Annotated in this window: 10 protein-coding genes and 2 pseudogenes; 11 read left to right on the top strand and 1 reads right to left on the bottom strand. The window is 59.2% G+C overall.

Going from position 1 to position 12,210, the window contains the following annotated elements:
* The first annotated feature begins 95 nt into the window (after positions 1 to 95).
* From fleQ to AO277_RS26490, 11 genes and pseudogenes are all read left to right on the top strand, one after another.
* Entirely contained in the window at positions 96 to 1,571 is a 1,476-nt protein-coding gene (gene fleQ, locus AO277_RS26540) for a transcriptional regulator FleQ (protein ID WP_044317752.1), read from the top strand.
* A 122-nt stretch (positions 1,572 to 1,693) separates the two neighbouring features.
* On the top strand, positions 1,694 to 2,908 hold the full coding sequence (locus tag AO277_RS26535; RefSeq protein WP_044317751.1) for a sensor histidine kinase: 1,215 nt from the start codon (positions 1,694 to 1,696) through the stop codon (positions 2,906 to 2,908).
* On the top strand, positions 2,908 to 4,323 hold the full coding sequence (locus AO277_RS26530) for a sigma-54-dependent transcriptional regulator (RefSeq protein ID WP_044317750.1): 1,416 nt from the start codon (positions 2,908 to 2,910) through the stop codon (positions 4,321 to 4,323). Before AO277_RS26535 ends, AO277_RS26530 begins: the two co-directional genes overlap by 1 nt.
* Before the next feature lie 242 nt (positions 4,324 to 4,565).
* Entirely contained in the window at positions 4,566 to 4,895 is a 330-nt protein-coding gene (gene fliE, locus AO277_RS26525; RefSeq protein ID WP_002554293.1) for a flagellar hook-basal body complex protein FliE, read from the top strand.
* A 15-nt stretch (positions 4,896 to 4,910) separates the two neighbouring features.
* Complete coding sequence (gene fliF, locus AO277_RS26520; RefSeq protein WP_044317749.1) at positions 4,911 to 6,695, top strand: flagellar basal-body MS-ring/collar protein FliF; 1,785 nt, start codon at positions 4,911 to 4,913, stop codon at positions 6,693 to 6,695.
* Positions 6,688 to 7,704: a flagellar motor switch protein FliG gene (gene fliG, locus AO277_RS26515; protein ID WP_002554291.1), complete on the top strand. Its 1,017-nt coding sequence runs from the start codon at positions 6,688 to 6,690 to the stop codon at positions 7,702 to 7,704. Before fliF ends, fliG begins: the two co-directional genes overlap by 8 nt.
* Before the next feature lie 15 nt (positions 7,705 to 7,719).
* Positions 7,720 to 8,538 (top strand): flagellar assembly protein FliH, encoded by an 819-nt coding sequence (gene fliH, locus AO277_RS26510; RefSeq protein ID WP_002554290.1) that lies wholly within the window; start codon positions 7,720 to 7,722, stop codon positions 8,536 to 8,538.
* Positions 8,528 to 9,886 carry a flagellar protein export ATPase FliI gene (gene fliI, locus AO277_RS26505; RefSeq protein ID WP_031597204.1) on the top strand — a complete coding sequence of 453 codons (1,359 nt, stop codon included), beginning with the start codon at positions 8,528 to 8,530 and terminating at the stop codon, positions 9,884 to 9,886. Before fliH ends, fliI begins: the two co-directional genes overlap by 11 nt.
* Positions 9,887 to 9,892: 6 nt before the next feature.
* The gene (gene fliJ, locus AO277_RS26500; protein WP_044317748.1) at positions 9,893 to 10,342 is read left to right on the top strand and encodes a flagellar export protein FliJ; all 450 of its coding nucleotides are present in this window, start codon (positions 9,893 to 9,895) and stop codon (positions 10,340 to 10,342) included.
* Positions 10,343 to 10,427: 85 nt separating this feature from the next.
* Positions 10,428 to 10,778 (top strand): STAS domain-containing protein, encoded by a 351-nt coding sequence (locus AO277_RS26495; protein WP_044317747.1) that lies wholly within the window; start codon positions 10,428 to 10,430, stop codon positions 10,776 to 10,778.
* Positions 10,735 to 12,122 (top strand): annotated as a pseudogene (locus tag AO277_RS26490) (SpoIIE family protein phosphatase); the annotation flags it as partial. The gene AO277_RS26495 and the pseudogene AO277_RS26490, both read left to right, overlap by 44 nt.
* On the opposite strand, the pseudogene AO277_RS26485 reads toward AO277_RS26490, so the two are convergent.
* A pseudogene (locus AO277_RS26485) lies at positions 12,117 to 12,210 on the bottom strand (IS5/IS1182 family transposase); the annotation flags it as partial. The pseudogenes AO277_RS26490 and AO277_RS26485 sit on opposite strands and share 6 nt — an antisense overlap.

The raw sequence follows: 12,210 nt of genomic DNA, 5'->3' as shown, positions 1-12,210 counted from the left end.
TTTACTATTTTCTGGCGTCTCAAGGTTTATACGGCTGAGATGCCAAGCTGCCCCCCAATCATGGGCATTGAGTTGACTAGGGAAGTTGCTATTGCATGTGGCGTGAAATCAAGATTCTGCTAATCGATGACGATAGCCAGCGCCGCCGGGATCTGGCGGTTATCCTGAATTTTCTTGGCGAAGAAAACCTCTCCTGTTCAAGCCAGGACTGGCAGCAGGTGGTCGGCTCTCTGGCATCTCCGCGAGAAGTCCTTTGTGTGCTGGTCGGTAGCGTAAGTGCTCCGGGCAGCCTTAAAGGGCTTCTTAAGACCATCGCAGCATGGGATGAGTTCCTCCCTGTGCTGCTTATGAGCGAAAATTCTTCTGTCGAGCTGCCGGAGGATCTGCGCAGGCGGGTTCTTTCCGCGCTTGAAATGCCGCCCAGCTACAGCAAGCTGCTCGATTCCTTGCACCGTGCCCAGGTCTATCGCGAGATGTACGACCAGGCTCGTGAGCGTGGGCGTCATCGTGAGCCGAACCTGTTCCGCAGCCTGGTGGGGACCTGTCGCGCGATTCAGCATGTGCGGCAGATGATGCAGCAGGTCGCTGACACTGACGCCAGCGTTTTGATTCTCGGTGAGTCGGGGACTGGCAAGGAAGTGGTAGCGCGCAACCTGCACTATCACTCCAAGCGCCGCGATGCGCCGTTTGTGCCGGTCAACTGCGGTGCCATTCCGGCCGAGCTGCTCGAAAGCGAGTTGTTCGGGCATGAGAAGGGCGCGTTTACCGGGGCAATCACCAGTCGTGCCGGCCGTTTCGAGCTTGCCAACGGCGGTACGCTGTTCCTCGATGAAATTGGTGACATGCCGCTGCCCATGCAGGTCAAGTTGCTGCGCGTGTTGCAGGAGCGCACTTTCGAGCGCGTGGGCAGCAACAAGACGCAGAGCATCGACGTGCGCATCATTGCCGCGACGCACAAGAATCTCGAAAACATGATCGAGCTTGGCAGCTTCCGCGAAGACCTTTATTACCGTCTCAATGTGTTCCCCATCGAGATGGCACCGTTGCGCGAGCGTGTCGAAGACATTCCGCTGTTGATGAACGAACTGATTTCGCGCATGGAGCACGAAAAGCGCGGCTCGATTCGTTTCAACTCCGCCGCCATCATGTCGCTGTGTCGTCATGCCTGGCCGGGCAACGTTCGCGAGCTGGCCAACCTGGTCGAGCGCATGGCGATCATGCACCCGTACGGCGTGATCGGCGTGGCCGAGCTGCCGAAGAAATTCCGCTATGTCGACGACGAAGACGAGCATATGGTCGACAGCATGCGCAGCGATATCGAAGAGCGCGTCGCCATCAACAGCAACACGCCGAATTTCGCGTCGGGCGCAATGCTGCCGCCTGAAGGTCTGGACCTGAAAGACTATCTGGGTGGTCTGGAGCAGGGTCTGATTCAGCAGGCGCTCGACGACGCCAACGGTATTGTTGCCCGTGCTGCAGAGCGTTTACGGATTCGTCGCACCACGCTGGTCGAGAAGATGCGCAAGTACGGTATGAGCCGTCGCGAAGGTGATGAACAGGCAGATGATTGACGCCTGTCTGTGGCGCCAAAAATCAAGCCCCTGAATTTTCAGGGGTTTTTTTTCGGCACGAGGATTGCAAAGTCCCTCTCAACACACCGTTTACTGACGGTTCGCCACGAGAGAGATGAACTATGTCCCAGGCCGCCCAACTGACTTCCGCCCTATCTGCTCAGGCTCGATACTCCCCGGAGCTGGAAAGTCGTCAGGGGCTTGAGCAGGCGTTCTCGCTGTTCAATCAAATGTCGGCGCAATTGACCGACTCCTATGGTCTGCTCGAAGCGCGTGTCACTGAACTCAAGGGCGAACTGGCCCACGCCGGTGCTCAGCGTCTACAAGAGCTGGCGGAAAAGGAGCGGCTGGCCAACCGCCTGCAAAACCTGCTTGATCTGCTTCCCGGTGGCGTAATCGTTATTGATGGCATGGGCGTGGTGCGCGAAGCCAATCCTGCGGCAATCGATCTGCTGGGCCAGCCCTTGCTGGGCATGCTCTGGCGTCACGTCATCAGTCGGTGTTTTGCCCCGCGTGAAGACGATGGCCACGAAGTCTCGCTCAAGGACGGCCGCAGGCTTTCCATTGCAACCCGCTCGCTGGACGCTGAACCCGGGCAGTTGGTGCTGCTTAATGATCTGACCGAAACCCGCCGTCTCCAGGAACAGCTGGCGCGTCACGAGCGGCTGTCATCGCTGGGTCGGATGGTCGCTTCTCTGGCGCATCAGATTCGTACGCCGTTGTCGGCCGCCATGATCTATGCCAGTCATCTGACCGAGCAGGAATTGCCGGTGGAAACCCAGCAGCGCTTTGCCGCACGGCTCAAGGATCGTCTGCATGAGCTCGAGCATCAGGTTCGCGACATGCTGGTGTTTGCCCGTGGCGAGTTGCCGCTGACGGATCGCCTGACGCCCGTTGCCTTGTTTCAGGCTTTGCAAAACGCTGCGGCCACCCATGTGCAGGGCGTACCGGTGCGTTGGCAGTGCGACAGTATTGAAGGCGAGTTGCTGTGCAATCGCGACACATTGGTCGGTTCGTTGCTCAACCTGATTGAAAACGCCGTCCAGGCCAGCGCTGGCCGGACACTGCTGAAAGTTCATGTGTACAGCCGCGGCAATGTGCTGCGCGTATGTTTCAGCGATAACGGCAGCGGCATGGACAAGGCTGCGCTGGCGCGTATCGGCGAACCGTTTTTCACCACCAAGACCACCGGCACCGGGCTTGGTCTGGCTGTGGTGACGGCGGTGTCGCGTGCGCATCAGGGCGGCGTGCATTATCTGTCGCGGGTCGGTCGTGGCACCTGTGCAATTGTCAGCCTGCCATTGATTCCGGCTTCCGGCTCGATGGGTAACAACTGATGTCGATCAACGTGCTGTTGGTCGAGGACGACCGTTCGCTGCGCGAGGCACTTGGGGAAACCCTGGAATTGGCTGGCTATGGATACCAGGCGGTCGGCTCTGCTGAAGAGGCGTTGGTCGCAGCCGAGGCGCAACCGTTCAGTCTGGTGATCAGCGACGTCAACATGCCGGGCATGGACGGTCATCAGTTGCTGAGCCTGTTGCGCAGTCGGCATCCGCAACTGCCGGTATTGCTGATGACTGCTCACGGTGCCGTTGATCGCGCGGTCGATGCCATGCGTCAGGGCGCGGCCGATTATCTGGTCAAGCCTTTCGAGCCCAAGGCCCTGATTGCATTGGTTGCAAGACATGCACTGGGTCGTCTGGAGCCTGCCGAGCGCGACGGGCCGATTGCTGTTGAACCCGCCAGTATCCAGTTATTGAACCTGGCCAGCCGTGTGGCGAAGAGCGACTCCACTGTGCTCATCTCCGGTGAGTCCGGCACAGGCAAGGAAGTGCTGGCGCGTTTCATTCATCAAAATTCTCTGCGTGCCGATAAGCCTTTTATTGCGATCAACTGCGCTGCGATTCCGGACAATATGCTGGAAGCGACGCTGTTCGGTCATGAAAAGGGCTCGTTTACCGGTGCCATTGCCGCGCAGGCCGGCAAGTTCGAGCAGGCTGACGGCGGGACAATCCTGCTTGACGAGATTTCCGAAATGCCACTGGGGCTGCAGGCCAAACTGTTGCGTGTGTTGCAGGAGCGGGAAGTCGAGCGCGTGGGTGCGCGCAAGCCGATCATTCTGGATATTCGCGTCGTGGCCACCACCAACCGCGATCTTGCGGGTGAAGTGGCGGCGGGGCGCTTTCGTGAAGATCTGTTTTATCGCCTGTCGGTGTTTCCACTGGCCTGGCAGGCGCTGCGTCAAAGGACTGCCGATATTCTGCCATTGGCCGAGCGGCTTTTGGCCAAGCACGTCAATAAAATGAAGCACGCGCCGGTTCGTCTTTCTGCCGAGGCGCAGCAGTGTCTGGTCAGCTACCCTTGGCCTGGCAATGTGCGTGAGCTGGACAACGCCGTGCAGCGGGCCTTGATTCTGCAGCAGGGCGGGGTGATACAGGCGCAGGATTTCTGTCTGTCCGGGCCGGTGACAAGTCTTCCAGCCGCTGCGGTGGTGGAGGCGGTGCCGTCTTTGCCTGTCACATCCTCGCCTGATAATGCAGGTGCCGGTACCAATGCGGAATCTGTCGGTGCACTGGGTGATGACCTCAGGCGTCGCGAGTTTCAGATGATTATTGACACGCTGCGTGCGGAGCGCGGTCGTCGTAAAGAGGCTGCCGAGCGCCTGGGCATCAGCCCGCGTACCTTGCGTTACAAGCTGGCGCAGATGCGCGATGCCGGGATGGATGTGGAAGCCTATCTGTTCGCTACCTGAGCTAGTGGCGCTGATCGGTGGTTGTGATCGCCGGTCAGTGAATATCGTATAAACGGCGCAAGCCGGAAATATCCGGATACCCCCATGAATACGGGAGGTCTGGAGTGATTTGATGTCGTGCAACATGGCATTCCCATTTGGTGTGGCAAATAGCCGCCATCTAGCTGGCACCGTTGTTGCTATGTCTTCTGTACCCGCTGAATCAGTGTCAAAAAATTGCGGGCCTTACGAGAGAAACGTCCATGAGCCAAGGTGTTGAATTTAATCGCTTGATGTTGGATATGCGGGCCATGCAGATGGATGCGATGTCTGCACCCAAGCCCGTGTCCGGCGCGCAGGAAGCCGGCGCCAGCAGCTTTGCCGACATGCTTGGCCAGGCCGTCAACAAGGTCGCGCAGACCCAGCAGGCCTCCAGCCAGTTGGCCAATGCATTTGAAATCGGCAAGAGCGGCGTGGATCTGACCGACGTCATGATTTCGTCGCAGAAAGCCAGCGTGTCTTTTCAGGCGTTGACCCAGGTGCGTAACAAGCTGGTTCAAGCTTATCAAGACATCATGCAGATGCCGGTTTAAGGGACGTACTGAGTCATGGCCGAAGCAACTGCCGATCCCGTTCCAGCAAGAGCGGGCGCTTCCGATAAGAAACCGTTGTTCGGTTTGTCTTTTCTGGAAAACCTTTCTGAAATGACCATGCTGCGTCAGATCGGCCTCATGGTCGGTCTTGCCGCCAGCGTGGCCATCGGCTTTGCCGTGGTGCTCTGGTCCCAGCAGCCTGACTATCGTCCGCTTTATGGCAGCCTGGCGGGCATGGACAGCAAGCAGATCATGGACACCCTGACTGCGGCGAATATCAACTACACCGTCGAACCCAATTCCGGCGCGCTGCTGGTCAAGTCCGATGATGTGCAGCGTGCGCGTATCCAGCTGGCGCAGGCAGGCGTGGTGCAGAACGACGCCAACATCGGTTTCGAAATCCTCGACAAGGATCAGGGCCTGGGGACCAGTCAGTTCATGGAAGCCACGCGTTATCGTCGTGGTCTGGAAGGCGAACTGGCACGTACCATCTCCGCCCTGAACAACGTCAAGGGTGCCCGTGTGCACCTGGCGATTCCGAAGAGTTCGGTGTTTGTCCGTGACGACCGCAAGCCAAGCGCTTCGGTACTGGTCGAGCTGTATGCTGGCCGCTCGCTGGAGCCCAGCCAGGTTATGGCCATTATCAACCTGGTGGCCACCAGTGTTCCCGAGCTGAGCAAGTCGCAGATCACCGTTGTCGACCAGAAGGGCGCTTTGCTGTCCGATCAGGCGGAAAACTCCGAACTGACCATGGCCGGCAAGCAGTTCGACTACAGCCGTCGCATGGAAGGCATGCTGACCCAGCGCGTGCAGAACATTCTGCAGCCGATTCTGGGCAATGATCGCTACAAGGCTGAGGTCTCGGCAGTGGTCGATTTCAGCGCCGTCGAATCGACCGCCGAAAGCTTCAACCCTGACCAGCCTGCCTTGCGCAGCGAGCAGTCGGTCAACGAACAGCGCTCCAGCAGTTCAAGCACGGGCGGCGTTCCGGGCGCGTTGAGCAACCAGCCGCCAGGTCCTGCTACGGCTCCGCAGAATGCAACTGCCGGTGCTGCCGATGCTGCCGGCCCTATCGCTCCAGGCCAACCGCTGCTGGATGCCAATGGTCAACAGATCATGGACCCGGCGACCGGTCAGCCGGCGTTGGCTCCTTACCCTGCCGACAAACGCGTGCAGTCGACCAAGAATTTCGAGCTGGACCGTTCGATCAGTCACACCAAGCAGCAGCAGGGCCGTCTGACTCGTCTGTCAGTTGCGGTGGTAGTCGACGACATGGTCAAGACCAACGCCGCCAACGGCGAAGTCACTCGTGCTCCGTGGAGCGCGGCGGACCTGGCTCGCTTTACCCGTCTGGTGCAGGATGCCGTCGGTTTCGACGCCAGCCGCGGCGACAGCGTCAGCGTGATCAACGTGCCATTCTCCAGCGAGCGCGCTGAAGTGTTGCCAGAGGCGTCGTTCTACTCGCAGCCGTGGTTCTGGGACATCGTCAAACAGGCGGTGGGTGTGATCTTCATCCTGATCCTGGTGTTCGGCGTGTTGCGTCCGGTGTTGACCAACATCACCACCGGCAAGAGCAAGGAACTGGCCGGTTTCGGTGGCGACGCCGAGCTGGGTGGCATGGGCGGCCTGGATGGCGAGTTGTCCAACGACCGCGTCAGCCTGGGTGGCCCGCAAAGTATTCTGCTGCCTAGCCCGACCGAGGGTTATGACGCACAGCTGAACGCAATCAAGAGCTTGGTGGCCGAAGACCCGGGTCGTGTGGCCCAGGTCGTGAAAGAGTGGATTAACACTGATGAATGATCGAGCCATGGTAGCCAAACTCTCCAAAGTCGAGAAAGCCGCAGTGCTGCTGCTTTCCCTTGGCGAAACCGACGCGGCTCAGGTGCTCCGGCACATGGGTCCCAAGGAAGTCCAGAAAGTGGGCGTAGCGATGGCTCAGATGCGCAACGTGCATCGCGAGCAGGTCGAAGAGGTCATGAGCGAGTTCGTCGACATCGTCGGCGATCAGACCAGCCTTGGTGTCGGTTCCGATGGCTATATCCGCAAGATGCTGACCCAGGCACTCGGTGAAGACAAGGCCAACGGCCTGATCGACCGGATCCTGCTGGGTGGCAACACCAGCGGTCTGGACAGCCTTAAGTGGATGGAGCCGCGTGCCGTAGCCGACGTGATCCGTTTCGAGCACCCGCAGATTCAGGCCATCGTGGTGGCTTATCTTGACGCCGACCAGGCGGGCGAGGTGCTTGGGCATTTCGACCACAAGGTCCGTCTGGATATCATCCTGCGCGTTTCTTCGCTCAATACGGTGCAGCCAGCAGCGCTCAAAGAGCTTAACCAGATTCTCGAGAAGCAGTTCTCCGGTAACGCCAACACGTCGCGTACTACCCTGGGTGGTATCAAGCGTGCAGCCGACATCATGAACTTCCTCGACAGCTCTATCGAAGGCGCACTCATGGATTCGATCCGCGAGGTCGACGAAGACCTTTCGGTACAGATCGAAGACCTCATGTTTGTCTTCAACAACCTCTCCGACGTGGACGACCGCGGTATTCAGGCGCTGTTGCGCGAAGTATCCTCGGACGTGCTGGTACTGGCGCTCAAGGGCTCGGACGAGGCGATCAAGGAAAAAATCTTCAAGAACATGTCCAAGCGTGCCGCCGAACTGTTGCGCGACGACCTGGAAGCAAAAGGTCCGGTGCGTGTCAGCGATGTGGAAACCGCCCAGAAAGAAATCCTCACTATTGCGCGTCGTATGGCCGAGGCCGGCGAGATCGTACTCGGTGGCAAGGGTGGCGAGGAAATGATCTAAGGATTCAGCCGACTCATGTCCAGTTCCAATAAAGAATCGGCCAGCGACCTCATTCGCGCCAAGGACGCCGGGTTACTCGATATCTGGTCGTTGCCCAGCTTCGATCCACATGTGGAACCCGAGCCTGAGCCCGAACCGGAACCGGTCGATGAACCGGCCGAGATGGAAGAAGTACCGCTGGACGAAGTTCAGCCGTTGACCCTGGAGGAGCTGGAAAGCATCCGCCAGGAGGCGTGGAACGAAGGCTTCGCCACCGGTGAAAAGGAAGGCTTTCACAGCACCCAGCTAAAAGTGCGCCAGGAAGCGGAAGTCGTTCTTGCGGCCAAGGTCGCCAGCCTGGAACAACTGATGGGCCACCTGTTGGCACCTATCGCCGAGCAGGACACACAGATCGAAAAGGCCGTCATTCATCTGGTCGAGCACATCGCGCGGCAGGTCATTCAGCGCGAACTGGTCACTGATTCCGGGCAGATCGCCAGCGTGTTGCGCGATGCCCTCAAGCTATTGCCGATGGGTGCGCAGAACCTGCGAATTTTCATCAATCCTCAGGACTTCCTGCTGGTCAAGGCCATGCGCGAGCGTCATGAAGAGTCGTGGAAAATAGTCGAAGACGAAGACTTGCTGCCGGGTGGTTGCCGTATCGAAACTGAGCACAGTCGTATTGATGCCAGTGTCGAAACGCGAATCGCCCTGGCTATTTCCAAAATGCATGACCAGTTGCATGAGCAGGTGACGCATCCGGCTGCGGCGGACCTCAGCGTCGAGCTGGAGGCTGCGCCCGGCAAGGCTTCCAGTGCAGCCGAATCTGACGCGGACACGCTCGATGCGCCTTGATCGCACCAGTTTCGGCAAACGCCTCGGTTCCTATGCCGAGTCGATCAGTCTGCCTGCCCAGCCGGTAGTAGAGGGTCGCCTGCTGCGTATGGTTGGCCTGACGCTTGAGGCCGAGGGCCTGCGTGCGGCGATGGGTAGCCGTTGCGTGGTCATCAACGATGACAGTCATCACCCGGTCGAAGTCGAGGCTGAAGTGATGGGGTTTTCTGGCAGCAAGGTGTTTCTGATGCCGGTCGGCAGCGTGGCGGGCATTGCGCCCGGCGCGCGGGTGGTGCCGCTGGCCGATACCGGTCGCCTGCCGATGGGCATGAGCATGCTGGGCCGCGTGCTTGACGGCGCGGGCCGGCCGCTGGACGGCCGCTCGCCGATTAAGGCTGAAGACTGGGTGCCGATGGATGGCCCGACCATCAACCCGCTCAAGCGTGACCCCATCAGCCAGCCGCTGGATGTCGGCATTCGCTGCATCAACGGTTTATTGACGGTTGGCCGCGGCCAGCGTCTTGGGTTGTTTGCCGGTACTGGTGTGGGCAAGAGTGTGCTGCTGGGCATGATGACGCGCTTCACCGAGGCGGACATCATCGTCGTCGGCCTGATCGGTGAGCGGGGTCGTGAGGTCAAGGAGTTCATTGAGCATATTCTTGGCGAAGAGGGTCTGAAGCGCTCGGTGGTGGTTGCATCGCCAGCCGATGATGCGCCGCTGATGCGGCTGCGCGCTGCCATGTATTGCACGCGGATCGCCGAATACTTTCGTGACAAGGGCAAGAATGTCCTGCTGCTGATGGACTCGTTGACCCGTTTTGCTCAGGCTCAGCGGGAAATCGCCCTGGCCATCGGCGAGCCGCCAGCCACCAAAGGCTACCCGCCCTCTGTGTTCGCCCGGCTGCCCAAGCTGGTGGAGCGCGCTGGCAATGCCGAGGCGGGTGGTGGTTCCATCACGGCCTTTTACACGGTGCTGTCGGAAGGCGATGACCAGCAGGACCCGATTGCCGACTCCGCGCGGGGTGTGCTCGACGGTCACATCGTGCTGTCCCGGCGTTTGGCTGAAGAAGGTCATTACCCGGCCATCGATATCGAAGCTTCCATCAGTCGGGTCATGCCTGCGGTGGTCAGCCCCGAGCACATGGCGCGTGCGCAGCATTTCAAACAGTTGTGGTCGCGTTACCAGCAGACTCGCGACCTTATCAGCGTGGGCGCCTATGTCGCGGGTGGCGATCGCGAGACCGACATGGCGATTGCGTTGCACCCGGTGTTGGTGCGCTATCAGCGCCAGGGCCTGCGAGACAACGAAAGCATGCAAGGCAGTGGCGAGGCGCTGGCGTCTATATTCGCACCGGCACCTGGCGGCTGATAGCCTATGGCTCAGAGTCGAGCGGCGCGTCTGGCGCCAGTGGTCGAGATGGCGGAAGCCGCCGAGCGAACGGCGGCTCAGCGGCTTGGGCATTTTCAGGGGCAGGTCAATCTGGCCAACAACAAGCTGCAGGAACTTGACCAGTTTCGTCAGGATTATCAGCAGCAATGGTTGCAACGCGGCAGCGCCGGGGTTTCCGGGCAGTGGTTGCTGGGTTATCAGCGTTTTCTCAGTCAGCTCGATGTCGCCGTTGCCCAGCAATACAAAAGTCTTGAGTGGCACAAGGCCAATCTCGATAGGGCGCGTAGCGCCTGGCAGGATTGTTATGTGCGGGTTGAAGGCTTGCGCAAGCTGGTGCAGCGTTATATGGATGAAGCACGCAGACTGGAGGACAAGCGGGAGCAGAAATTGCTCGACGAGTTGTCGCAGCGTCTGCCTCGTCACGAACAATTCTGACGTTTGACTCAATCAGACCCGCGGTGATTTCTCTGGCTGGTCTACGCTATCAATGTCTCGGTGATGAAACACCTCGAGGTTCCTCATGACAGTCACTTCCGAACGCTCTGCCGATGGCCAGACGCTGACCCTTTACATCGAGGGGCGCTTTGATTTTCAATCCCATCAGGCGTTTCGCGCAGCCTACGAGGATTACCCGCTGACGCTGAACTATGTGGTCGACCTGCGGGGCACGCATTACCTGGACAGTTCTGCGTTGGGGATGCTGTTGCTGTTACGCGACCATGCCGGTGGCGATAAAGCGGTGGTGCACCTTGTCAATTGCACGCCTGATGTACTGAAGATTCTGGCTATTTCCAATTTCTCGAAGTTGTTCGAACTGAGCATACCCAGTGCAGTCATCCCCGAAAAAACTGTGCATTCTGATCGCCGATGACAGTGCCAGTGACCGGTTGCTGCTTTCAACCATCGTTGCGCGGCAGGGTCACAGGGTTCTCAGTGCTGGCAATGGTGTCGAGGCCGTGGCCATCTTCAAGGCCGAAAGCCCGCATTTGATCCTGATGGACGCCATGATGCCGGTCATGGATGGTTTTGAAGCGGCGCGACGGATCAAGGCGATGAGTGGTAAGTCGCTGGTGCCGATCATCTTCCTCACCTCGCTGAGTGAAGGCGAAGCGCTTGCACGCTGTCTGGATGCCGGTGGCGACGACTTCATGTCCAAGCCTTACAACCCGCTGGTGCTGGCCGCCAAACTCAATGCCATGAACCGCTTGCGGGTGTTGCACGAAACCGTCCGTCAACAACGTGACCAGATCAGCAAGCACCACGAGTACCTGCTCAACGAGCAGCGTGTCGCCAAGGCGGTGTTCGATCAGATTGCCCACGCCGGTTGCCTTGGGGCCGGCAATATCCGCTATTTGCAGTCTCCTTATGCCTTGTTCAACGGCGACCTGATGCTGGCCGCCTACACGCCGGCCGGGCACATGCAGGTCCTGCTTGGGGATTTCACCGGGCACGGCTTGCCGGCTGCCGTCGGGGCGATGCCGCTTGCCGAGGTGTGTTCTACGGCATGACCGCCAAGGGCTACGGCCTGGTTGAAATCCTTCGTGAAATGAACGCCAAGCTCAAACGCATCCTCCCCGTCGACATGTTCTGTTGTGCAACGCTGCTTTGTATCAACCTTGCACAACGGCAGGTCGAGGTCTGGAGCGGGGGCTTGCCGGACGGCTACCTGTTGCGTGGCGCGCAGGGTGAGCATGTGCCGCTGGCTTCCAGTCACCTGCCATTGGGCGTGCTGAGTGTCGATGCTTTCGATGCACGCACCGAGGTCTATCCGTTGGCGCCGGGCGATCGCATCTTCCTGCTGTCCGACGGGGTGCTCGACACCAGCAACAACAATGACGAACTGTTCGGTGCGCAGCGTTTGCGCCAGGTGCTTTCTACCAACCGCGAGCCGCATTTGCTGATCGAGCAAATTCTCGTAGCGCTCAACGATTTTGGTGGCAAGGCACGTGACGATGTCAGTCTGCTGGAAATCAGCGCCGTCGATGAGCCATTGCAGAGTCTGCCTGCCCTGACCTATTCGGACAGCGGTGCCTCCAGCCCACTGGACTGGTCGGCCAGCTTCGAGTTTCGCGCTTCGACCCTGAGGCGCTTCAACCCGTTGCCGTACGTCTTGCAGTTGCTGCTTGAAGTTCATGGCCTGCGCAATCAGGGTGCTGCATTGCACATGGTGCTCGGCGAGCTTTATAGCAATGCACTGGAACATGGTGTACTAGGGTTTGTCTGAAAAGTCAGCCCGCAAGCATCTTTCGATGCAAGCCAGTGTGACCATCGCTTTAAAGCTACTTGCCAGCTTGTCGTAACGC

Origin of the sequence: Pseudomonas amygdali, from assembly GCF_002699855.1 — a bacterium.
In the GTDB taxonomy this organism is placed as follows: Bacteria; Pseudomonadota; Gammaproteobacteria; order Pseudomonadales; family Pseudomonadaceae; genus Aquipseudomonas; species Aquipseudomonas amygdali.
Note: the sequence above shows the minus strand (reverse complement) of the source record. Positions and strands in the feature narration are given on the sequence as shown.